Raw genomic sequence first — 22,435 nt, 5'->3', positions numbered from 1 at the left:
CTTCACACCACGGAGCACCTCACGAAGGGCACATTCCTTCCTGTTTTGTGACCTTCACACCTTGGAACACTTCACGAAGGGCACAAATCTATATTTCATCACACACAAAAAACAGCCGGGAACATACTCCCGGCTGCTTTTTCACCATCTTCAGTTCTCTTCATCCTCATTCTTTTTCCTCGATTCGCGTTCTTTCATCATCCGTTCGATGTACACATTGCCCTCTTTTTCTATATAGGCTTCTTCAACGATTCTTTCTTTTCTCGTTGTTGAAAAAGCCATGTAGCCGCTGTATAAAATCCCAAGTACGCAGAGGTAAACCCACCATGGCAGCAAGATCATGCCCTTTTCCCCCTTTTCTTTGACAAGCCTCTTACTGCACTATATGTGAGAGCCTGGCCGATTATCCCTTTATCTGAAAAAATTAAAAGCCCTCCTCTTTAAAAAGAGAAAGGGCTTTGTTATCACTTATGAAAAGCAGGTTTATAAAACGACCGGTTATCAAGAGCAAAAACGCGCTCTGTGTATTCGCCTGGTTTTACGCGTTCAAGTGCGCGGTCAAGCATGTTCATTTTTGCATCAAGGTTATCGATGTAATGAAGAATTTCAGCTTCTTTGATCAGCGGCGGTTTAGGGCTTCCCCACTCCGCTTTTCCGTGATGGCTGAGCACCAGATGCTGAAGGATCACAACCTCTTCCCCTTCAATGCCAAGATGCTCTGCTGCTTTTGCGATTTCGTTTACCATGATGGAAATATGTCCGATCAGGTTTCCTTCTACCGTATAGGTCGTACCGATCGGGCCGGAAAGCTCTGTAACTTTTCCTAGGTCATGAAGGATGACACCTGAATAAAGCAGATCTTTGTCCAGGGTCGGATAAAGGTCTGCGATTGACTTTGCCAAATCCAGCATGGACACGACATGGTAGGCAAGACCTGATACAAATTCATGATGGTTTTTCGTTGCAGCCGGATATTCAAGAAATTCGTTCTGATGCTTTTTCATGAGATATCTTGTGATGCGCTGGATATTCGGATTTTTCATTTCAAAGATGTACTGTGTGACTTTTTCCATCATTTCTTCCTGTCCGACTGGAGCGGTTTCAAGAAAATCCGATATTTTCACGTTATCAGCAGCGGATGCTGTGCGGATGTTGCGGATCTTCAACTGATTGCGCCCGCGGTAATGATGAATGTCTCCATATATTTTAACAATGCTTTGAGAACTGTATGATGCTTCATCCTCAGGACCTGCATCCCAGAGCTTTGCTTCGATCTCTCCGGATTGATCCTGCAGAATAAGCGTTAAAAACGGTTTCCCGTTGCTTGCAATGCCTTTAGTGGATGTTTTAACAAGCAAGAATACGTCAGCCTGCTCTCCTACCCCGTAATGATTAATGCCTTTTGGCGTCATAATGCGGTCCCTCCCATAGTGACTCAGTATTCTGAGTATAGCATAATCAGTCTGTTTTATCTGCTGTAAACCGTGCGTCAGGAATGAGGAGACAGGCCCGCAGCCCTCTTCTTCTTTTCCAGGTCCAGAATTTCGCTTTCATGAAACAGCTTTAACAAATGTTCCTGACAGGTGAAAAATAGAATTTGATGGTGTTCAGACAGCTCTCTGAGCAGGTCCATCACCCTGCCTGTCCGTTCCCTGTCAAAATTCACAAACCCATCATCAATCAGCAGCGGCATCGCTTCTGAAGTACTGATATGGCATGAGAGCGCCAGCCGGATCCCAATATAGAGCTGCTCTGCTGTTGCCTGGGAAAGTTCGTGCGCTGCAAATCGGGTTCCATCTTTTCGTTCGACTGTGATGGTTTGTTCATTTTCAGGGAGAAAAACTTTCACATACCGTTCATTCGTCAGCCTGCTGAAGAAAGATTCGGCCTGCTCTAGCAAGCTTGGCAGCCTGACAGACCGGCTGTACTCTACCGTCTGGTTCAGCATATGTCTGGCAGCAGCAAGAACCGCCCATTGACGGGCAAGCTGCTTCACTTCTTCTTTTTGGAGCGCGGCCTTTTGTTTTAAATCTGAATACACCCCTGATTCTTCCATGCTTTTAATGTGTACTGTCAGCTCAGCAAGCTTCTTTTTAAGCTGGTTCTCAGTGTCTGCTGCAGCAATAAGCTCCTGCTCACACCTGGCTTTTTCTGCTGTATAGTCCTTTGAAAAATCGAGAGGTTCATGTGCCAGCAGGTGCTGCTTTGTCTTCAGCTGCTGCTGAATCCAGGATGCCTTCTGTTTAACAGCTGCCAAATGCTCTGCCTCTTTCGCCTTTTCACAAAACTCTTCTGTATCACAGGCGCCGGCAAGTGATAAAAGTTCGTTCTTTTTCTCCTCGAGCAGACCGATCTCGGCATCAATCTTCTTAAGCTTATCTTCCGCTTCTGCTCTTTTTGCAGCAGCCGTTTCCCGCATCCGCTTATTTTCTTCAGAATCCTTCAATGCTTTTAAAAGGCCGTCAAGAAGGCTGCTGCAAGCAGTACCCTCGATCTCAAAGGACTGTGCCAAGGAAGCGACCTTTTTTTCATAAGCCGTGAGATCAGCTGAAAGCTCTGCTGCTTTCTTTTCTGCCTGTCTGAATGCCAGAATATCGTTCTGCAGATTTGCAGCCGACTGCAGGAGGTCAGGGAGGGAGAGAGGTGAAAAGGAGCTGTCCATATGCAGGGCTTCAAATGCGCGCCGTGCCTGCTGATCAGCAGTATAGTATTCCTTTTCCCAGTCATCAAAACTGGACACCGTACGGTCATAAGCGCGCTCACTCTGCTTAAAAACCACTTCTTCAAGTTCGTATGAGCGCCTGATTTGTTCATCCTTCCACAGCATTCCCTTTGCCGTTTCCATATCTGAGGTGGTATCAGAGTCATTGTCCGCCGCATCCAGCTGCTCTTTTAATTCCTTCTCTTTTTTCTCTAGATGCTCTAAGAAAGACGTATCGGATTTGCTGTTTTTCATTAAAATGAAGAAACCTGCAAGGCCAAGGCTTAAGAGCACAGCCGCAATCAGCCAAAGTTCTTCAGAGAGCAGCCAGCCCGTGCAAAGAAGGATGATAAGAGCAAAAAACACGCCCAGCCCTTTCAGCCGGCTGTTCTTTTTTTCCACGGCATCTTTTTGTTTCCGAATGTCCGTTTGTACCGCGCGGTGCTCTTCTCTTAGTTTTTTCTTGTCAAGACTTGCCCGCTGCACGTCTTCAAGGTCCCGTACCCGTTCCTCAAGCTGCCTTCTTTCTTCTTCCTCAAGCATTCCTTCGGCATAGTCAGACAATCTGCTTTCACTTTCTTCAAGGTTTTCCTTCACCCGTTCAAACTGCTGATCAAGAAGTTGTTTCTTCTGCTGCAGGTGCTGATGTTTGCCTACAATTTCTCTGATTTCTTCTTTCACTGCTGCACCTGTGTTCAAATCAAGAATGGTGCGGTTGTCGATTTCATGGGAAAACAGCCGTTTTTTCTCCTCATGTATTCTGCTCTCAGTTTCTTCTAGTTTCGTCCTGATCTGGCCATACTGAGCACGCTTCATTTCCCAGGCAGAATACTCTCCGCGCAGCCGTTCGATTTCTTCTTTATACTCAAGAATACGCTCATCATCCGGCACTTGTTCGATAGCCTCTGTTTGTTCGCGGATGATGGTTTTCAGTGCCATATATTCAGACCTGAGGGGAGATTCTCTTCCTTCAAGCTCTTCCATGCGCTTCAGGCCATTGGACGGAAAATGACTCCGCGCTTTGTCGAGTTCAACTTTAAGGGCAGCTTCTTCATGAAAAAGCGGAAGGGCTTCAACGATTTCGCCAAATCTTTTCGCATCTGCTTCAAGCTCTCTTTTTCTCTCTGTGATTTCCCTTAATGAATGTTCTGCTGCTTCTTTTTCATTTAACAGATCACTGTAGGGCTCAAGGTGCTGTTTTGCCTTCATCACTTCGGTGTGGATGTCTTTAAGGGCAGCAAGCGCTGCATTGATTTCAGGTTTTTTGCCATTTGGCTTAAACAGCTGCTCCTGTTTTTTTGAAAGGCTCAGTTCTGTCTGCAAAACAGCGTCCGTACCAAGCAGTCCTGATGATAATAAAAATTTGCCCAAGTCTTCGGCACCAACTTTGCTTACCTGCTGAATACCATGAATATCAAAGGAGTAAATGGACTGATACACAGTTTTATCAAAATAGGACAGCAGCTGTTGAAGAACATCTGCGCCTCCCGTTTCGCCATTTTCAAAATAAACCGTGACACCGCTGCCTGCTTTTCCCGGCAGCCTCTCAATTTTCACCCGCCCGTGCTGGACCGTATCTGCCACAAGCGATCCCCCATATGCATTAACATGCTTAGGCTCATATCTCTTTTCCTGCTGCACTTTTTGGGGAAAGTCAAATAGTATGCTCTGTATAAAGGACATGATGGTTGATTTCCCCGCTTCATTTTCACCGTAGATGACTTGAAAAGACGGAGAATCAAGCATGATTTCAGTGTGGTGAAACTGTCCGTATCCGTATATGTTCAGTTGGATGATTTTCAAGTGCTCCTCCGCCTCACAATCTTCTATGTTTAAAAAGCTCCTGAAAAATCAGGGTTTCTGCTTCTTTTTTGATCTGCTCTTTTTCCTCTTCCCCGAAATCCTGCATGTGTTTTCTATAAACCGGATGATGTCTGAGCGGCTGCAGGGCCTCATCAAATTGATCAAATTCCCGGATCATCTCTGTCAGGTCTTTCAGAAAATGAGAATCAAGCTGCAGAGTATCTGCGCTTGAAACTGGCATCGTTTCATTGATAACAGACGAAATCCATACAAAATTTTCTCTGTCGCTTTCTTCTTCGTTCCACTGTTCAAGCATGTCAGAGAGGACCGGTTCGTCTTGAAGGGCATGATAGAAATCAGTTGTACCGGTTAACCGTACGGTAACAACAACCGGTTCCCTGCTGCTTCTCATGTCATCCAGGCCCTGATGCAGGCGGTTCAGCATCTCCTGAAAGCTGCCGTCTGCTGAAAACTGAAGCTCCTCCCACCTCACATCGTGAAGCGGCATAAACGAATAGGAGGTTTCCGCTTCCGTCATGGAAACGAGATAACAGCCCTTTTCGCCTGTCTCCTTTCGGTTCCTGCCCTGTACATTGCCTGAATAAAGAATGGGAGGATTCTGTTCCCGGAGAGACATGCGCTTGTGTATATGCCCGAGCGCCCAGTAGTCGAATTCTTTCTGGAGCAGATCTCCTGCTGTAAACGGCGCATACGCATCATGCTCCGTATTTCCGCTGACAGAGCCATGCAGCAGGCCAATATGAAAATCTGCGCCATTCCGCTTTTCAAAAGCTGCAGTCATGTTTTCATAGACAGCTCTCTCCGGATAGCTGCGCCCGTACAAATGAACGATCGTTCCATTCTTTTCAAACACCTTGCATTCAGCCTGTTTTTCCGAAAAGACATGTACATTTGCAGGCCAGCTTAAATCAAGCCATTTTCCGCTTAAATGATCATGATTTCCGTGGATGACGTAAACGGGAATACCGTATTCATCCAGCTTTTCAAATGCCTTCTTCAGCCTAAGCTGCGCTTTCAGGCTGCGGTCCTCCCCGTCGTACAAATCACCGGCAATCAGCATAAAATCCACATTTTCTTCTATCGCTACTTTTATTAAACGGTCCAAAGCAGCAAACGTACTCTCTTTAAGCCTCTCAAAAATCGGACCTGCGATCTGCCGCATCCCCAAAAAAGGACTGTCCACATGCAGATCAGCCGCATGAATAAATCGAATCCCCTTCATCTCGAACCTTCCTTTACTTTTCTCTTATTCTATATTGTACCATCAAGAAAAAGCGAATGCACGTTCTGGATAGAAATGCGGAATCAGCCGTTTTGCTCCGGGAGTCAGTCTTTACTTGATTGTTCTTATCAGCCCGATAAGTGCCACCAAGCTCTGAGTTTTTTGGATTGATGGTTCTTATAAGCCCGATAAGTGCCACAAACCTCTGATTTTCTTGACTTGATGGTTCTTATAAGCCTGATAAGCGCCACCAAGCTCTGAGTTTTTTGGATTGATGATTCTTATAAGCCCGATAAGTGCCATCAACCTCTGAGTACCCTGATTTAATGGTTCTTATAAACTCGATAAGTGCCATCAACCTCCGTGTTTTTTGGATTGATGGTTCTTATAAGCCTGATAAGTGCCACCAAGCTCTAAGTTTTTTTGAATTGATGGTTCTTAAAAGCTCGGTAGGTTTTACCAACCTCTGAGTTTTTCGATCTGCCCACAAAAAAACCAGAGCCAATCCGGCTCTGGTTTCCCTTCCTTATTAATCCTTCGCAATTTCCATCGCTTTTTTAATATCCTTAAAGGAGGATGACTTTCCGTACATCAGCACTCCGCCTTTATATACTCTTGCACCAATGACGGCAAGAGCGGCGATTGTGGCAATCAGCAGTCCGATTGACAGCGCCACTTCCCAGACAGGAACCGCGAGCATGCCGACTCTGAGGAACATGATCATCGGCGAGAAAAGCGGGATAAATGAAGTAATGGTAATAAATGCAGCCTCCGGATTGCCAAGTCCGAACATGGCGATGAAAAAGGCTGCCATAATGATGAACGTCAGCGGCGAAATCATTTGCTGAACATCTTCAATTCTTGTAACGAGTGATCCGAGAAACGCAGCAAGGGTGGCAAAAAGAAAATAGCCGAGCAAGAAGAAAACCACTGCGTATACAAGAGTTGCAGCCGGTATATCTGAGAAGCTTAAGAATCCTCCGCCTGCAAGTCCTCCGCTTTCAAGACTTTCCCGCATCGAAAAATAGCCGACCAGAATGATTAATCCAAACTGAGTCAGGCTGAGCAGCCCGATTCCAAGCAGCTTTGCAAACATCTGCTTGACCGGAGAGACGCTGCTGATCAGAATTTCCATGACTCTCGATGATTTTTCAACCGCAACCTCCATGGCAATCATGCTTGCATACAGGATGACAGCGAAATAAATAATGAAGAGAAGAACATAGACAAGTCCTCTTGCCTGATTTAATTCTTCCTCTGATTTCGCATTATCAAGAAGCGCTGTGCTTTTTACCTCTACAGGTGAAAATAACTGGTTCAGGTCCTCCTGCTTCAGGCCAAGATTTGCCGTGCCCGCTGCAAGCTTCGTCTGCTGCAGGGCCTGTTCAAAAGTGCCCGCAATGCTTGAGTCCGCTATGCTTCTGGCAAAATAGGAACCTTGCGGAAAACCGTTTCCATCAAGAGTCAGAATGAAGTAGCCTTCCATCTTTTCATCAAGGACGGCTTTTTTCAGCTCTTCCTCGGGCTGATCCGTTTTTTCAAGTTCCAGATTTTTATCAAGGACAGCCGTATTCTGTTCAAAAATGCCATATAACTGATCGCTCTCAGTCTGATCAATCACAGCTACCTTATCAGCCTCTTGATCTTCCTTGTCAAAAAACTCAATGACTGATTGCACGTTTGAGAGTCCGACAATCAGCAGGAGGATAATCCCTGTTGTGATTAAAAAGGATTTTGTCTTTAACTTGCTGACATACGTATGAAAAAGAATGATCCAGAACTTATTCATAGACGGCACCCGCCTTTTCAATGAAAATATCATTCAGGGACGGTTCTGCCAGTTCAAATTTCCGGACAAAACCTCTTCCTGATAAGGATGCGAAGATTTCCTGCGATATTTCCTCTCCTGTGATTTGAAGCTCTGCACCTGCTGACGTCTGTTTGAACTTCGTCACGCCTTTCATATGCTGCAGGTCATCCATCTCAAAATCACCGTGAATGATGACATTCTTTTTGCCGAATGACCGCTTGATTTCCTTCAGGTTGCCGTGAACAACGGGCTTTCCTCTGTGAAGGATGCACAGATGCTGGCACAGTTCCTCTACATGCTCCATTCTGTGGCTTGAGAAAACGATGGAGGTTCCCTGTTTTTTCAGATCAAGAACAGCTTCTTTCAGCAGCTCCACATTAACAGGATCCAGACCGCTGAACGGTTCATCGAGGATCAATAGCTTTGGCCTGTGAAGAACAGCCGTTATAAATTGAATTTTCTGCTGGTTGCCTTTTGACAGGTCTTCTACCTTTTTGCCTGCATATTCAGGAATCCTGAATCGTTCAAGCCATTTTTCCATTTCGGAAAGAGCTTCCTGCTTTTTCATCCCTTTTAACCGTCCAAGGTAAATAAGCTGATCCCGCACTTTCACTTTTGGATACAATCCCCGTTCTTCAGGCAGATATCCGATCGAATCGCTCGCATGATAGCCTATTGGTTTTCCGTCCCATGAAATCTGCCCCTCTGATGGATTTAAAAGGCCAAGTATCATCCTGAAAGTCGTCGTTTTGCCTGCGCCGTTTGCTCCTAGGAGCCCGAACATTTCACTTTCCGGAATGGCAAGCGACAAGTCGTTTACAGCTGTATGAGTCCCGAACTTTTTTGTAATGCCTTCGAGTTTTAACGTCATCCTGATTCCTCCTGTCCGTTTATGTACGTATCGTGTCATACAAATGTTTCATCTATTGCAGGAAAAAAAGAAAAAAGTGAGAATACCTTAAGAGAAGCCTGATCAATCACAAGCAAAGGGGGCCATCATATGGGCTTGTATTACTTAACGGCATTTGGCAAAGACGGGGAAAAACTATTGGATGAAAGCTTTGAAGCAGCCACTGATCATGAAGCAAAGCAAATTGGCACACAGAAGCTTGAAGAAAAGGATGCACTGAAAAAAACACACCGCTGCACAACCGCAAGCGGACAATTAATCCTTTTTGAAAGATAATATAAAAAATCGCTCAAATGATGAGCGATTTTTTACTTGTGTCCGACATCCAGCTGAGGCCTTTTATTTCCCCGTAAACTGGGGTTTTCTTTTTTCAAGAAAGGCTTTGATGCCTTCTTTGTGATCTTCAGACTGACGCATGTTGTACTGCGTTTCTTTTTCAAGTGTAAGAATCTGCTGCAGCTCCTCTTTGCCGACAGCTGAATAAATGTTTTTAGAAGCGACCATTGCTTTGACCGGTCTTTGGAGCATGCCGCCTACAAGCGTCTTTACTGTATCAAGCAGATCCGCATCTGTCACCTGGTCAACAAGGCCAAGATTGAGGGCAGCGTCTGCCGTCAGCTTTTCGCCGCTCCAGATTAAGTGTTTGGCTTTTGTTTCTCCAAGCCGTTTTTTCATAAAGTAATGTCCGCCGCCGTCAGGAACAAGTCCGATGCCGATGAAATTCATGGCAAGGACCGCGCTTGAATGGGCAACGACGTAATCAGCTGCAAGGGCAAGGCTGAAGCCGAGTCCTGCTGCAGGCCCATGAATGGCGCTGATTGTTACTTTTGGCATGGTATGAAATGTGGTGACTACCTCTGAAATCAGATCCATGACCTGCGAAAAGCCTTCGTTATCCATTGAGTTCAGCATCGTTTTAATATCTCCGCCGGCAGAAAACCCTCTTCCGCTTCCGGAGAGAATGACGACATCTGCTTCACTTTCTGCCGCCTGTTTAAACGCCTGCAGCAATTCTTCAAGCATTTGCCCGTTCATCGCGTTCAAAACTTCCGGTCTGTTCATTTCAATTGTTGCATATCTTCCGTGCACCCCGTATGTAACTGTTTCCATGTTCATCCCCCTTGCTGATATTTAATCCCATCTACTTTATTATAGCTCGTTTCAGACTGAATTGATATTATTTTCAGATAACTTTACATTCGCTCAATGATTGTTGCGGTTGCCATTCCGTGACCGATGCAGATCGTCAGCAGCCCGTACCTTGCATCTCTTCTGTGAAGCTCCTGGATCAGAGACGTCATAAGTTTGGCGCCCGTTGCGCCAAGAGGGTGTCCGAGTGCGATGGCTCCGCCGTTTACGTTCACTTTATCAAGATCCGCTCCAATTTCCTTTTGCCATGCAAGTACAACAGGCGCGAACGCTTCATTGATTTCAAAAAGATCGATATCGTTCACAGTTAATCCGCTTTTCTGAAGCACTTTTTGCGTAGCAGGAATTACTCCTTCAAGCATGTAGGTCGGATCAGATCCGACTACTGCCTGTGCCACAATCCTTGCTTTTGCTTTCAGGCCAAGCTCTTTCGCTTTTTCAGCCTCCATAAGCAAAACAGCAGCTGCCCCGTCACTCATCTGGCTTGCGTTTCCGGCCGTCACAGCACCATCCTCTTTAAACACTGTTTTCAAGCCGGCAAGTGCTTCAAGAGACGTGTCCGCCCGCGGTCCTTCATCCTGATGGAAGTTGGTCTCTTCCCCTTCCTTATTCAGGCCTTTCATAGGGACGATTTCAGATTGGAAGAGTCCCTTTTCTATCGCGGCGAGCGCCCGCTGATGACTTCTTAATGCGTATTCATCAAGCTCCCTCCGGGAAATCCCATGTTTCTCTGCGATCATTTCAGCGGAAATTCCCTGATGGACAAAATGATATTTAGTATGGAGGCTCTCAGGAATGGTCTGCTCATTTCCATCGCTTAAGATCGGCACCTTTGTCATGCTTTCCACACCTCCTGCAATGACGATGTCCATATCGCCAGAACGGATTTCCTGACATGCAAAATGGATGGCCTGCTGGCCGGAGCCGCACATCCGGTTAATTTGAACGGCCGGCACACTGACCGGGAATCCCGCATCAAGGAGAGCGAGCCTGCCGATGTTGAACCCCTGTTCAGCAATTGGGGATACACAGCCCATGACGACATCCTCAATCAGATCTTTTGAAACGCCGGCTCTTTTCACCACTTCATCAAGCACGGCTGCGGCAAGATGAACAGGGTGAGTCTCGCGCAGAGCCCCTTTTCTTTTTCCCACTGCGGTTCTTACGGCTTCAACGATGACGACGTCCCTGGTCATTTTTTCTCCCCTCCGTATGTGTAGAATCCTTTTCCGGTTTTTCGTCCGTAATGCCCTGCTTCAACGAGCTTTCTGAGCAGCTGCGGCGGAAGAAACCGGTCACCGTAGGCATCTGCCATGCCGTTGCTGACAAACAGCATCGTATCAAGTCCTACTAGATCGGCAAGCTCAAGCGGTCCCATCGGATAATTCAGCCCGAGTCTGACTGCTTTGTCAATGTCCTCAGCACTTGCAATTCCTTCCTCATAAATGCGGATGCACTCGAGCATATGGGCAGAGAGAGCCCTTGTCGTGACAAACCCTTGAGCGTCTTTGACAAGCACCGTTTCTTTCCCTGTTTTAGCAGAAAGCTCCCTGATAACTTCAATTGTTTCATCTGACGTATCAACGCCTCTTACAATCTCTATCAGTTTCATGACAGGAGCAGGATTGAACCAGTGCATGCCAATGACTTTGTCCGGCCTCTTTGTTGCGGCAGCGATTGCTGTGACGCTGAGCTCAGACGTATTTGTTGCCAGAATGACATTGGGAGCGGTACATCCATCAAGCTCGGCAAAAATGTTCTTTTTCAGCTCCAGATTTTCAGGAACAGCTTCTACAACAAGTTCTGCCTGTTTAACGGCATCTGCAAGCACCGTATACGTTTCAATGTTTGCCAGAGCCTGCGATTTCCCATCATCCGTCAGGTGTCCTGCTTTCACAAAACGGGAGAGACTCTTTTCAATGCCGGCAAGTGCTTTTCCCAGCACTTGCTCTGAAAGATCGTACAAATAAACGGTTTTACCTGCTGCTGCAAATGCCTGGGCAATCCCGCTTCCCATCAGACCGGAGCCGATGACGGCAATTTTTTGTATGCTCATAGAAGCTTCCTCCTCTGCCTTTTAAGCAAGATCCATATTTTTAACGATGATGGTTTTCATAATTTCATTTGTTCCTGCATAAATCGCAGAAACAGGTATGTCCCTAAACCTTCTTGCAATCTCGTACTCTTCCATGTAGCCGTAGCCCCCGTGCAGCTGCATCACTTCAGCGGCTGTCTTTTTGGCCATGTCGGTAATCCAGTACTTGGCCATGGAAACGCGCGTGACTGCATTTTTGCCTGCAAGATGATCTTCAATCACCGAATCAAGAAATGTCCGGCCGATTTCAATTTCTGTCGCCATTTCAGCGAGCCTGAACTGCACGGTCTGAAAATCGCTGATTGATTTGCCGAACGCTTTTCTTTGTTTTGTGTAGTCTTTTGCGATGCTGAGCATTCTTTCTGCTGAAGTCTGCGCACCGATTGCCACAAGCAAGCGTTCCTGCTGGAGCTTTTCCATTAAGTAGTAAAAGCCCATTCCTTCCTCACCCAATAGATTCGCAGCAGGCACTTTGCAGTCTTCAAAAATAAGTTCAGCTGTGTCCTGGGCATGCAGCCCGACTTTTTCAAGCTTCCTCCCTCTTTTAAAGCCGGGAGTGTCCCTCTCCACTACAATCAGGCTGATCCCTTTATGTGCAGGCACTGCCTTAGGATCTGTCTTGCAGACGACAATCACAAGGTCAGATGAAATGCCGTTGGTAATAAAGGTCTTTTCGCCGTTTAAAAGATAATAGTCTCCGTGTTTAATAGCGGTTGTTTTTACCGCAGACAGATCAGACCCCGCCCCCGGCTCTGTCATGGCGATGGCTGTGATTGTCTCTCCAGTCACGCACGTTGGCATGAACCTGTCTTTAAGTTCTTCCGAGCCGTACGACTCGAAGTATGGAACGGTAATGTCATTGTGAAGACTCACTCCGATAAAGCTTGACCCCACTTTTTCAAGCTCTTCGTTAATAATGACGGAATAGGAAAAATCAACGCCTGACCCGCCGTATTTTTCATCTGCCCATGGACACAGGAATCCCTGCTCCCCCATTTTGATCCATAATTCTCTTGAGATCATCCCCACTTTTTCCCACTCATCATAGTACGGGACCGCTTCTTTCTGTAAAAATTTTCTCAGCGATTCCCTGAAAATATGGTGTTCTTTCTGCAAATACGAAGCTGCCATTTCGTTCATCCCCCTGTTTTATGCGCTTGGCTGTTCAGCAAGTTTTTCCCTTAATAAAAATTTCTGGATTTTTCCGCTTGCGTTTCTCGGCAATGCATCCACAAAATGATACTTCCGCGGCCGTTTATATGGCGCAAGCTTGTCGCTTGTTCTGCAGAACTCATCAAGCTCCTCTTCTGTTAATCCGGCTTCTTTTCTCACAATGAAGGCCGTCACGCACTCGCCCCATTTTTCGTGCGGTTCACCTAAAACAGCTGCATCGAGCACTCCTTTATGTTCGAACAGAACATCCTCGACTTCCCGAGGATACACATTTTCACCGCCGCTGATGATCATGTCATCCACCCTGTCGGCTACAAAAAGAAAACCGTCCCCATCGAGGAATCCGAGATCCCCAGAATGATACCAGCCTTTATAAAGAGCCTTTTCGGTCGCCTCAGGCATATTAAAATACCCCGCCATCACGCACGGTCCTTTGACGATAATTTCGCCGACCTCGCCTGGAGGCAGAATGTCATCGGGTTCTGACGGGCCGGATTCATTTGGCTTTACAATCCGAAGCTCATGGCCAAAGCACACTTTCCCCGCGGACCCGACCTTTGTCAGCTGCTCATCCTCTGAAAGGAAGGTGACAGCAGGTCCCATTTCCGTCATACCGTAAGCCTGAATGAGATCTGTTCCAAGCTTTTCCTTGCAGAGTTTAACAAGAGCGGGAGCCATAGGGGCTGCACCGTAAAGCCCAAGTCTCAGTGAAGACAAGTCGTAGTTTTCGATTTTCTCCTGAAGCATCATATTCCACATTGTCGGCGCACCGAAGAAAACGGTGATTTTCTCCTCTTCCATGAGCTGCAGCACAAGCTCCGGTTCAAAATGGTGAAGAATCACGTTGCTTCCTCCAACCTGGACCCTCGGAAGAAAACAGCAATGCAGCTCAGCACAGTGAAACATAGGGGCTGCGACAAGGCCTCTGTCGTCCTTTGTCAGTCTTTTGGTGGCAATGCACACGTGGTTCTGCTCGATCATATCCCGATGTCTGTGAAGCACGCCTTTTGGACGGCCAGTCGTCCCGCTTGTGTACATGATCGCATACAGATCATTTTCAGTAATCTGCATGTCTTCAAGCCGGCTGTCCCCGTGTTTTACCTGTTCGTGATAACTTACCGCGTAAGTTGGTGCTTCATTGTCGGTAAACCAGAAGGAGATTTCGCTGAACTGCGAATGAATCTCATCAATCTGCGGCTGCAGCGCACGCTCAAACAGAACGATTGCAGGCTTGGCATCATTCAGAATATAGGCGACTTCCTGTGACTTCAGCCTGAAGTTGATCGGATTGATGACAGCGCCGATCTTCGCACTTGCAAAGTAAGCCGTGGCAAGCTCGATTGTATTGAAAAGATAGGTTGAAATTCTGTCTCCTTTTTTTACGCCGGCATCAAGGAATGCATTGGCAAGCTTGTTTACTTCCTTCTGCCATTCCGAATAGCTCCATCTGATGCCTCTGCGGACATCGTAAATGGCTTCTTTTGAAGGGTACTTTTCAGCAGTTAAATCAAACACTCGGCCGATCGTTGAATACATGGAAACTCCTCCTTATAATAGAAAGCGTTTTCAAAATAAGTGTGACTTCTATGTATGCCCTTTAATAACATTCCTCTCTTTTCTGAAAATTCCTTCAATGGATTGTAAGTTTTGGGTAACACCTTCTTTAACTTACTATTTGAAAAAGCACCTTGTACCCGTTCCCTTTCGCTCCAGGAACTTGCTTTCCGCGAGGAGTGTCTGAAGCTTCCTCGCTTCGCTTGCGGGATCTTCCGTGCCCTCTTCATCCCCTAGAAAAGCGGAAGCGCCCGTTTTGCTCCGGCAGTCAGATAAGAAATCACTCGAAAAGTCCGGGTTTGACTTTTTGAGGGATTTTGTTCTGACAGAGGAGCCTGAGCGCAATTATTTAAGAAATCTTTGTTATATAAATCATGACGTTTTTCTTTAAAGGTATATTGACAGGAATTCATTTATACCATAAATTATACATAGAATAACTATACATAGATTTACTATGTATTTGGGAGGAGGACTGTTTATGAAGATAAGCAAAGAATTGTTAAAAGGTAGTACCACTACTCTTATTTTAAGTTTGCTTAATTCTAAACCTATGTACGGCTATGAAATTATCAAAGAACTGGAATCGAAGTCTAATGGGATTTTTAGTTTTAAGGAAGGCACGATTTATCCCATCCTTCACAGCCTTGAGGAAAAAGAGTTAATTGTATCTTACTGGGGCGAAGGGACCGGAAAAAGAAAGAGGAAATATTACAAGATTAATAACCAGGGCAAAGAATTGATTCAAGAAAAAAAAGAAGAGTGGTCCGTTTTCAAGAATGCTGTGGACGAAGTTTTAAGCGGGGAGAAAATCACATGGGACTAGATACTAAGTTTGAAATGTATATTAGAGAGCTGTGTAAAAGGATAAAAAATAAGGATGTACATGCCCATATAAAACTGGAAATTAACGATCACCTTCATACGCTTAAAGAGGAGGCCATGAGTACAGGACTTTCAGAAGAGGAGGCTATAGACCAAGCATTGGCACGTATGGGAGGTGCAGATGTTTTGGGAAAGCAGCTTAACAAAACACATAAAGCCCCAATGGATGTGAAAATCTTGCTGCCAGTGCTGACAGCTTCCCTATTCGGGCTGCTGGTTATGTATTATTTGCAATTCCATTCGGCTTTTACAGAGCTTCAAGAACTGAAAGTTTTTAATAAAAGTCTTGGCTTCTACTTGTTGGGTGTCGTGCTCATGCTAAGCATCTTTATGTTTGATTACAGAAGATTGATGAAATACTCCAAGCACTTCTATGCGGCAACAATCCTCATCCTTTTATTGACCGTTCTCATTGGAGTTAGAGTTAATGATGTGCCATTTTTAAATGTAGGCTTTGCCACTATTAATTTCACCGAAATCACTCCATTCCTTTTGGTCATTGCCTTTGCTGGAATCTTTCATTCCTGGGATTGGAATGATTATCGAAAGTCTTGGCTTGGAATAGGTATGATGTCAATACCAATCTCATTAATGGCGACTACAGGAGCCTTCGCAGCTACTATTATAAGCATCATTGTATGCGCTGCAATCATGCGTACGTCAAGGTCCAGCCTTAAGCAAGCGATAACATTCGCAGTTGTTGCTTCTATTTGGCCCGTCTGGAATGTGGTGTCTCTTTCTCAGATATCCCCCATGGTAAGCTCCTATTCAGATCTTAATATAGGTGAGGCTTATTTTATAGGACGTGCCCTTAAGGTGATCCCAAGTTTCATTTCTGAGGTCCATACAGATTTTATCTTGGCGTACATCATCTATTCGTTCGGGTGGTTAGCCGCAATTACCGCTATAACCCTGGTTATATTTTTCATTTGGAGAATATCGATTACCGCCAAAAGTGTGAATTCACCTTATGGAAAATTGCTTATTACAGGATTAACAGCAGTCTTTTCAGCTCAGTTTATACTAAGCCTGCTGACGAATCTCGGTTTATCTCCACTCACCGGTGTTTCCGTCCCATTCATGAGTTATGGAGGTTCACATTTATTGCTGGAAATGATATCAGCAGGACTGATTCTAAGCATATATAGAAGGCGAAAAGCTAAAGAGACAGTTTCCTTGATTCATGATCCGCAAAGTAATTAGAAACAAACCATAATGGATTCAATGCTGCAAGAGGCCATTATTAAAAATCTCAGGCTTTTGCCAGTCTGAGATTTTTTAATGGAATACTATATTAGTGATAAATAAGTGCCAAATTATACTCAAACCGTTCTTACCGTTGCGGTTTTTAATTACTTTCTTCCACGAACCTGCTACATTTTTTAATGAATTCAATGAAAAATGAGTTTATTCTTGAATTAACGCCCCCAATAGTTGAATAAGAAATCATAATTATTCCAGATGTTTTATAAATAATACTCTGTCTTGATTTATTCCATCGTAATTAGTGTTAACGTAGACACCATCAATTTCTTTATCGCCTTCTTCAATTTCGAATCCCATCTTAGTGTGATAAGCAATCGAAACTTTGTTAACAGGAGATGTTACACAGCGGACAATGTTACGTCCATTTTGTTTTACTACATTAAAGAATTGATTATATAGTTTAGTTCCAATATTGTGTTTTCTAAATTCAGGATGAACTCCTACAAAGTGAATATAGGACTCCTTAGGTTGAGATTGGGATAGAAACCCTATTAAAAAGCCTACAATTTCCCCATTCTTTTCTGCAATAAAACTTGTATTTTTAAAATGGTCAAAAAATAATTTTGGTAACATATCAGACATATTCCTTCCACCCCACCACTCATTTATAAGTGGCGCTAAGGTATAATAATCTGAACCTTTCACTATTCGGATATTCATTTTTACCCCCATTTTTGTACATACTGCACCATCTAATGTTATCAACAGATTAATTCCTGATATGCTTAATTTGTTAATAAAAAAGGCGATCCACTGTGCTGCAATCGCCCCCGATTGTTGAGTGTATAGCTATAGTGCATTGATATAGCAATATAATATATCTCTATTGTTACTACATACAGAAAAAAAGCGAAATAATTATAAAAAAGAGTATTCATAGGTATTTTTCAAACTACTAAAAAGAAATGACCGCAATCATATTCCTTCAATTCCAAGATGTGCTTATATTTCTCATACCAACTGCCGCACTCTAAATCTGTTTTTAATTTATCCAAACACACCTTAACATCTTCACCTTTGGCAAGTGGAGAAGTTCCTTTTTGAAAGTCTCTATCTAAATATAATTCAGGTTTCCTCCAAGCACTAAAGAAAAAGTGATCTTTCAAATCGAAGGGCAGCGGATAATCTACAATTTTAACTGGACGTTCCAGTTGTTGCTCAAGCAATTGAGATAATTTATTCAAAGAAGGATGAATTAGATATGCTGATTCCAAAATAGGCTTAAAGTAATCAAACAACCAACAGTATGAATGACACAATCTAGGGTCTAAGGTAAAAATGACAATCTTCCCGTCACCCTTTATTACCCTTTTCATTTCTCTAAAAGATAGTGATAGATCTTGAAAATGATGAGATGCAAGAGTACATACAATACCATCCACTGAGTTGTCTTCTAACGGAATATTCTCAGCAAAACCTTCTTTCCATCTTAAATTCCTATGTGTTTTAGCCTGAGCCCTCATCATTTCAGATGGCTCAAGAGCGATGACATCATATCCCTTACCAGCTAATTCATAGCTGTAATTTCCGGTACCTGCACCTATATCTAATATGGTTGAGAATGGTTTTACGTCTAGTTCTTGCAACAATATTTCTGTAATACGTGGGTCCGCTTTTCTGGTGGTGTTATATGTCTTTCCTATTTGATTGTATATTGGCATCTTTGCTATACTCCTTTTTATTCCTTTTAAAAAAAGAAATTTTAAAAACGGCGGTGCGACGATGTGCAGCAATCGCCCCCGATTGTAAAAGATTCATTCAAGTAATTATTGAGACCGCTACAAAATTTCAGCAATATTATCAGAGTTACTTAGTGGCCAAAACAAGTACGTTAACTCCATATTCTTTTAACACCCACTAGTTCCTGATTATTAAATTCAATTCTATATATATCAGGTTTTGATGTACTATGTAAAAAATCCAAGTCAAAATTACTATCGAAATATCCCATCATTAAAGTCATCACAGCCCCGTGAGAACCTATTACTACTCTTTTATCTCTAAAAACATCTAATATATTTTTTAAAACCTTTATAGCCCTTTTTTGACAATCAACATTTGATTCTCCTCCGACTAGAGCGAAATTTGAGTCTAAAAAAGACCTCTCCAACAGTGGAACCAATTCATTATCAGATATTCGATCGTCTTCAGAAGAAAAAATCCTCTCTTTTAAATCTTCAAATATTAAAACTTCTTGTCCTAATTGTTTTGCTAATTTTTCGACAGTTAAAATTGAACGAATGTAAGGGCTTGAAATAACTGCATCAATTTTCATATTTTTCAATTTGTCATACAATCGTTGAGCATCCAAAAGCCCTTTTTCGGTTAAACCTCTTGTTCTTTCATTGCCTTCCCTTGGTGAGTCACCGTGTCTCACCATATAAACAAATGTGCTCATTTTCCCCTCCAATATGGTTCTCTCCGTTCAATAAGAAACGAACCATTTTTTATGAACTGTTTAATTAATATACTGCTCATCGGCGAAAGAGTGTCCTACTAGTATATATAGAGGAATTATATTTAATTTATCTAAAAGTTCTTTCAGTTCCTTTACCATCTCTTTGCTATTCCTAGGATTAGAACTTGATTCGCTTTTACATAAACCTGCTCTATCATTCACAATAACTTCTGTTAGCAAAGAAATTTCGGAAATTATGGCATTCACCCTTTTGAATAATCCCCATACCCAGCATCCATAACAACGGTTGGTTTATCTTTTTTTGCTCCCAACAAGTTAGCAAACATTAATAAATCACAAACTTTTATATACATCTCTTTAGACATAACAATAAGATCCTCACTTTTTTTATTCCTTTACTATCAAACACTTTAGCTAATTCAATTAAATTGCCTAAATGTTCAATACCAATAATTTCAAAAGTTAGTGTTTAACTCAACATTAATTAATTTAAAATGACACTTACCCTATTACAGATAAGCGCCCTTTAATTGAAAAAATATTGTTTTTATCTAATTTGTTCCTGAATCTTTTGTATAACTTCTCTGTAAAAAATAACTTGATGTGGGACGAATTTATCTCTGTTTACACTTTCTTTAATTATTTGCTTTTGTCCTACATCATTTATTTTAAATCCACTGATTTCGATTTCACCTTTTTCTCCAGACCAAAGTTGAGCGAAATCAATAAATTTGGTTTTTACTATTCCTGAAACCTCGTCCACTTGAAGTGTGAAGTCATCAAAGATATTTCCGCACTTGTATAAAAAAACGTTTGCTAATTCTTTATCAATGAAACCTTCTTGCACAACACAATAATCAATTACACCTAACCTTATTAACTCCTTAAAAGCTAAATCTATACCAATTTCTTCTTTAATTTCCCTTACTCCGTCCTCAAATGTTTCATCAGCTAGTAGATGTCCAGCAGCAGTTATATCTAATAGGTTAGGGTAGTCTTTTTTATTATTACTACGAAGCTGTAAATAAATATAATCTATTCCTTGTTCATTACTAACAAACCAACAATGAAACGCTTCGTGCCAATATCCAATCCTGTGAACATCACTCCGAGTAGCTACACCTATTAGATTCTTATTATCATCAAAGATCTTTAATTTCTCTTGCTCTCCCATAAAATGCCCCCAAAAGTCACTTATCTTTCTATTTCTGGTTCTTTAACTATTCGACTAAATAGTGAAAGGCGTATCTGCTTCTTCCAAACATTCATCTTTACTTAATGTACCTTTCACAATCTATCTTCCAAATGAAAATAAACATCTTACTATTCAGTGATTGCATTTAATATTATTGTACCGATGAGAAGGATTGCTGGAACAGAAGAGCACCCCAATCCTTGCCTCTGGTCAGTAAAATTTTGAGTTTTTGGCCAATTTAAAGAGTACTTTTGGCCATGTTTTTGAAATCTGAATCAATCAAGAGACCTTTAAGTATTAATTAATATAGAACTGAAATCAAGAAAAAAATCGCTGATTGGTGAGCCTATTACTATTATGAAGTGCTTTTCGGCTTCTTAAATGGTATTTTTTTAAATATGTTCCTTCCAGCTAACAACGCAACATATAAAGAAATTGTGACAAGTAATATTACATAAAGGTCTCGTCCAGCAAGGTAAGTGGCAGAGTGAAGACCTTTTATAAGTAAGTGAGCAAACAGGTACGAGATAGGCAATAGAATCATTTTTTCTAGTCCATTTCTTATTTTTTCGTTCTTACGGAATATGACCAATCCAATTCCACAAATAAGTAAAAATCCTATAGCCAACAACACATAGTAGCTTAAAACAAGCCGAGGTAACGTCATGACAGAACCATCCGTTATTGGATCTCCATAAATTAAAGTATTTTCACTTCCATCGGTATTGTAATAGTAGATCGAAGCGACCGTTTCCCCATTCGGGTTTAAGACCGTATTTTCCAGGTTGTTTTTGTTTATTTTCTGTTGCCAAATCGTTTCCCATGTTGTTATATCATAGACATAACCTGAATTGTCTGCTGCTGGATAGTGATTTACATTAAATCCAGAGACTTCTTCACTAAAATTCAAAAGTACAGTTCCGTCATCCTTTTCAATAATTGAAACCGCATTTTCATTATAAGAGATGTATGCTGGGGTTGTCAGATAAGCGATTGTAACCACTGCAAAAACCAATGTTACCATGACTGAAAGAATAATAGTTTGCAGCTTTTTCTTTCGCAATGTATTTTGTATGTTTCTTAAGGGAGCTATATCGGTATCTACTGGCGGTTCTTCAAAAGTCCTCATTTCTTCAAGTCGTTTTTTACAGTTCTCACAAGAAGCTATATGTTCTTCAACTAGATCTCTAGTATCTTGACTTGCCATATCCTCGACATATAACGGCAGTATATCCCTAATCATATTACAGCTAATTTTCATCGATAATCCTCCGATCGCGCTTTAATTTTTTCTCTAGCACGGTGATAAGTAACACAAGCCCAGTTTTCACTTTTTCCAAACAATTTGCCAATTTGCTTAAATGACAGTTCTCCAAATACACGGAGAGTAAAGACCTTTTTGTATGGCTCTTTCAAATTCTGGATAACTTCATGTACCTTCATAGACGCTTCTGAAATGGCTATTTCTTGTTCTACATTGTCTCCACTAGCTGATTCTGAAACCGACTCAAGATCCACCGAGCTTTTATTCTTACGCAAATAAGAGTAATAACTGTTCTTGGCAATTTGGCATAACCAAACACGGATATCACTATTCCCTTTGAAACTGTCTAGCGATGTTAATGCCTTTATAAAAGTTTCCGAAGTGATATCTTCAGCGATATGCTTATCACCAGATAAACTATACACATATAAAAATACATCTTTAAAGTATGTATTATAAATATCCTCAAGCTGTGTCACCAACTCACCTCCTTACATATAAGACGCGATAAACTCAAATATCTTACAAAAATATAAAAAAAACCGAACAAAGTACGCCCGGTCCATTTTTCTTCTACCCTAATTATTAGGGACTGTAGTCGATACATCTTCCCATGTATTCCTTTATAATATTCATGAAGCATTTCTTCTCGGCATTGTTCACAATGAGATCGGCTTAGTTCAAGTGAAATATATACATCTATATATTAACTATTAACTTATTACTAAGCGATCTTCAACAATCTGGCCCGATTGTTGCAAAGAAACAAATACTCACTCTTCCACAATCCTGCCCTTTAACGGAATAACTGGTATTTCCATTTTATCATACATACTACTGACGTCAGTTTCTTTATTGAGTGCCTTAAAGTGTATATGAAATCGCATGACATAATTTGAGGAACAGAAAGTTCTGTCATCTATTTTAGGGTACATTTTGTATGACAAATTATGAAGATTTATCGGCAA

21 protein-coding genes are annotated in these 22,435 nt (G+C 42.4%); 3 read left to right on the top strand and 18 right to left on the bottom strand.

Going from position 1 to position 22,435, the window contains the following annotated elements:
• Positions 1 to 150: 150 nt before the first annotated feature.
• From AZ46_RS20410 to AZ46_RS20385, 6 genes are all read right to left on the bottom strand, one after another.
• Complete coding sequence (locus AZ46_RS20410; RefSeq protein WP_029283679.1) at positions 151 to 342, bottom strand: sporulation YhaL family protein; 192 nt, start codon at positions 340 to 342, stop codon at positions 151 to 153.
• 122 nt (positions 343 to 464) lie between these two features.
• Positions 465 to 1,412: a 3'-5' exoribonuclease YhaM gene (gene yhaM, locus AZ46_RS20405; protein ID WP_029283677.1), complete on the bottom strand. Its 948-nt coding sequence runs from the start codon at positions 1,410 to 1,412 to the stop codon at positions 465 to 467.
• Between the two features lie 77 nt (positions 1,413 to 1,489).
• Entirely contained in the window at positions 1,490 to 4,504 is a 3,015-nt protein-coding gene (locus AZ46_RS20400; RefSeq protein WP_029283675.1) for an ATP-binding protein, read from the bottom strand.
• Positions 4,505 to 4,517: 13 nt separating this feature from the next.
• The gene (locus AZ46_RS20395; protein WP_035319512.1) at positions 4,518 to 5,747 is read right to left on the bottom strand and encodes a metallophosphoesterase family protein; all 1,230 of its coding nucleotides are present in this window, start codon (positions 5,745 to 5,747) and stop codon (positions 4,518 to 4,520) included.
• A gap of 529 nt (positions 5,748 to 6,276) precedes the next feature.
• On the bottom strand, positions 6,277 to 7,536 hold the full coding sequence (locus AZ46_RS20390) for an ABC transporter permease (RefSeq protein WP_029283671.1): 1,260 nt from the start codon (positions 7,534 to 7,536) through the stop codon (positions 6,277 to 6,279).
• Positions 7,529 to 8,428 (bottom strand): ABC transporter ATP-binding protein, encoded by a 900-nt coding sequence (locus AZ46_RS20385; protein WP_029283669.1) that lies wholly within the window; start codon positions 8,426 to 8,428, stop codon positions 7,529 to 7,531. The genes AZ46_RS20390 and AZ46_RS20385 overlap by 8 nt, the downstream gene beginning before the upstream one ends.
• A 129-nt stretch (positions 8,429 to 8,557) precedes the next feature.
• Between AZ46_RS20385 and AZ46_RS20380 the strand changes: the two genes are divergently transcribed.
• Positions 8,558 to 8,743: a YhzD family protein gene (locus tag AZ46_RS20380; RefSeq protein WP_029283667.1), complete on the top strand. Its 186-nt coding sequence runs from the start codon at positions 8,558 to 8,560 to the stop codon at positions 8,741 to 8,743.
• 63 nt (positions 8,744 to 8,806) lie between these two features.
• Here AZ46_RS20380 and AZ46_RS20375 read toward each other — a convergent pair whose 3' ends face one another.
• The 5 genes from AZ46_RS20375 to AZ46_RS20355 form a co-directional block, all read right to left on the bottom strand.
• A complete protein-coding gene (locus AZ46_RS20375; protein ID WP_029283665.1) occupies positions 8,807 to 9,583 on the bottom strand; it encodes an enoyl-CoA hydratase in 777 nt (258 codons plus the stop codon).
• 77 nt (positions 9,584 to 9,660) lie between these two features.
• Positions 9,661 to 10,812: a thiolase family protein gene (locus AZ46_RS20370; RefSeq protein WP_029283663.1), complete on the bottom strand. Its 1,152-nt coding sequence runs from the start codon at positions 10,810 to 10,812 to the stop codon at positions 9,661 to 9,663.
• On the bottom strand, positions 10,809 to 11,672 hold the full coding sequence (locus AZ46_RS20365; RefSeq protein WP_029283661.1) for a 3-hydroxyacyl-CoA dehydrogenase family protein: 864 nt from the start codon (positions 11,670 to 11,672) through the stop codon (positions 10,809 to 10,811). The genes AZ46_RS20370 and AZ46_RS20365 overlap by 4 nt, the downstream gene beginning before the upstream one ends.
• 21 nt (positions 11,673 to 11,693) lie before the next feature.
• Positions 11,694 to 12,842 carry an acyl-CoA dehydrogenase family protein gene (locus tag AZ46_RS20360; RefSeq protein WP_029283660.1) on the bottom strand — a complete coding sequence of 383 codons (1,149 nt, stop codon included), beginning with the start codon at positions 12,840 to 12,842 and terminating at the stop codon, positions 11,694 to 11,696.
• 18 nt (positions 12,843 to 12,860) lie between these two features.
• On the bottom strand, positions 12,861 to 14,420 hold the full coding sequence (locus tag AZ46_RS20355) for a fatty acid--CoA ligase (RefSeq protein WP_029283658.1): 1,560 nt from the start codon (positions 14,418 to 14,420) through the stop codon (positions 12,861 to 12,863).
• Between the two features lie 499 nt (positions 14,421 to 14,919).
• Here AZ46_RS20355 and AZ46_RS20350 point away from each other — a divergent pair, with 499 nt between their 5' ends.
• Positions 14,920 to 15,264: a PadR family transcriptional regulator gene (locus AZ46_RS20350; RefSeq protein WP_029283656.1), complete on the top strand. Its 345-nt coding sequence runs from the start codon at positions 14,920 to 14,922 to the stop codon at positions 15,262 to 15,264.
• Positions 15,255 to 16,526: an FtsW/RodA/SpoVE family cell cycle protein gene (locus AZ46_RS20345; RefSeq protein ID WP_029283654.1), complete on the top strand. Its 1,272-nt coding sequence runs from the start codon at positions 15,255 to 15,257 to the stop codon at positions 16,524 to 16,526. The genes AZ46_RS20350 and AZ46_RS20345 overlap by 10 nt, the downstream gene beginning before the upstream one ends.
• Before the next feature lie 249 nt (positions 16,527 to 16,775).
• Here AZ46_RS20345 and AZ46_RS20340 read toward each other — a convergent pair whose 3' ends face one another.
• From AZ46_RS20340 to AZ46_RS20310, 7 genes are all read right to left on the bottom strand, one after another.
• Positions 16,776 to 17,249 (bottom strand): GNAT family N-acetyltransferase, encoded by a 474-nt coding sequence (locus tag AZ46_RS20340; protein ID WP_029283652.1) that lies wholly within the window; start codon positions 17,247 to 17,249, stop codon positions 16,776 to 16,778.
• A gap of 227 nt (positions 17,250 to 17,476) precedes the next feature.
• A complete protein-coding gene (locus tag AZ46_RS20335; protein ID WP_029283650.1) occupies positions 17,477 to 18,250 on the bottom strand; it encodes a class I SAM-dependent methyltransferase in 774 nt (257 codons plus the stop codon).
• Positions 18,251 to 18,420: 170 nt separating this feature from the next.
• The gene (locus tag AZ46_RS20330; RefSeq protein ID WP_029283648.1) at positions 18,421 to 18,987 is read right to left on the bottom strand and encodes a histidine phosphatase family protein; all 567 of its coding nucleotides are present in this window, start codon (positions 18,985 to 18,987) and stop codon (positions 18,421 to 18,423) included.
• A gap of 263 nt (positions 18,988 to 19,250) precedes the next feature.
• A complete protein-coding gene (locus tag AZ46_RS22475; RefSeq protein WP_267881670.1) occupies positions 19,251 to 19,373 on the bottom strand; it encodes a hypothetical protein in 123 nt (40 codons plus the stop codon).
• A 182-nt stretch (positions 19,374 to 19,555) separates the two neighbouring features.
• The gene (locus AZ46_RS20320) at positions 19,556 to 20,182 is read right to left on the bottom strand and encodes an NUDIX hydrolase (RefSeq protein WP_029283646.1); all 627 of its coding nucleotides are present in this window, start codon (positions 20,180 to 20,182) and stop codon (positions 19,556 to 19,558) included.
• A gap of 376 nt (positions 20,183 to 20,558) precedes the next feature.
• On the bottom strand, positions 20,559 to 21,464 hold the full coding sequence (locus AZ46_RS20315) for a zf-HC2 domain-containing protein (RefSeq protein ID WP_029283644.1): 906 nt from the start codon (positions 21,462 to 21,464) through the stop codon (positions 20,559 to 20,561).
• Positions 21,461 to 21,946, bottom strand: a complete 486-nt coding sequence (locus tag AZ46_RS20310; RefSeq protein ID WP_029283642.1) for an RNA polymerase sigma factor — start codon at positions 21,944 to 21,946, stop codon at positions 21,461 to 21,463. The genes AZ46_RS20315 and AZ46_RS20310 overlap by 4 nt, the downstream gene beginning before the upstream one ends.
• Positions 21,947 to 22,435: the final 489 nt, after the last annotated feature.

It is taken from the genome of Metabacillus indicus LMG 22858, assembly GCF_000708755.2.
Taxonomy (GTDB): domain Bacteria; phylum Bacillota; class Bacilli; order Bacillales; family Bacillaceae; genus Bacillus_P; species Bacillus_P indicus.
This window is presented reverse-complemented; position numbering and strand designations above follow the sequence as displayed.

Coding starts and splice junctions, on each gene's coding strand:
- AZ46_RS20410 (WP_029283679.1), bottom strand. CDS start 342: ATGATCTTGCTGCCATGGTGGGTTTACCTCTGCGTACTTGGGATTTTA.
- yhaM (WP_029283677.1), bottom strand. CDS start 1,412: ATGACGCCAAAAGGCATTAATCATTACGGGGTAGGAGAGCAGGCTGAC.
- AZ46_RS20395 (WP_035319512.1), bottom strand. CDS start 5,747: ATGAAGGGGATTCGATTTATTCATGCGGCTGATCTGCATGTGGACAGT.
- AZ46_RS20390 (WP_029283671.1), bottom strand. CDS start 7,536: ATGAATAAGTTCTGGATCATTCTTTTTCATACGTATGTCAGCAAGTTA.
- AZ46_RS20385 (WP_029283669.1), bottom strand. CDS start 8,428: ATGACGTTAAAACTCGAAGGCATTACAAAAAAGTTCGGGACTCATACA.
- AZ46_RS20380 (WP_029283667.1), top strand. CDS start 8,558: ATGGGCTTGTATTACTTAACGGCATTTGGCAAAGACGGGGAAAAACTA.
- AZ46_RS20375 (WP_029283665.1), bottom strand. CDS start 9,583: ATGAACATGGAAACAGTTACATACGGGGTGCACGGAAGATATGCAACA.
- AZ46_RS20370 (WP_029283663.1), bottom strand. CDS start 10,812: ATGACCAGGGACGTCGTCATCGTTGAAGCCGTAAGAACCGCAGTGGGA.
- AZ46_RS20365 (WP_029283661.1), bottom strand. CDS start 11,672: ATGAGCATACAAAAAATTGCCGTCATCGGCTCCGGTCTGATGGGAAGC.
- AZ46_RS20360 (WP_029283660.1), bottom strand. CDS start 12,842: ATGGCAGCTTCGTATTTGCAGAAAGAACACCATATTTTCAGGGAATCG.
- AZ46_RS20355 (WP_029283658.1), bottom strand. CDS start 14,420: ATGTATTCAACGATCGGCCGAGTGTTTGATTTAACTGCTGAAAAGTAC.
- AZ46_RS20350 (WP_029283656.1), top strand. CDS start 14,920: ATGAAGATAAGCAAAGAATTGTTAAAAGGTAGTACCACTACTCTTATT.
- AZ46_RS20345 (WP_029283654.1), top strand. CDS start 15,255: ATGGGACTAGATACTAAGTTTGAAATGTATATTAGAGAGCTGTGTAAA.
- AZ46_RS20340 (WP_029283652.1), bottom strand. CDS start 17,249: ATGAATATCCGAATAGTGAAAGGTTCAGATTATTATACCTTAGCGCCA.
- AZ46_RS20335 (WP_029283650.1), bottom strand. CDS start 18,250: ATGCCAATATACAATCAAATAGGAAAGACATATAACACCACCAGAAAA.
- AZ46_RS20330 (WP_029283648.1), bottom strand. CDS start 18,987: ATGAGCACATTTGTTTATATGGTGAGACACGGTGACTCACCAAGGGAA.
- AZ46_RS22475 (WP_267881670.1), bottom strand. CDS start 19,373: ATGTCTAAAGAGATGTATATAAAAGTTTGTGATTTATTAATGTTTGCT.
- AZ46_RS20320 (WP_029283646.1), bottom strand. CDS start 20,182: ATGGGAGAGCAAGAGAAATTAAAGATCTTTGATGATAATAAGAATCTA.
- AZ46_RS20315 (WP_029283644.1), bottom strand. CDS start 21,464: ATGAAAATTAGCTGTAATATGATTAGGGATATACTGCCGTTATATGTC.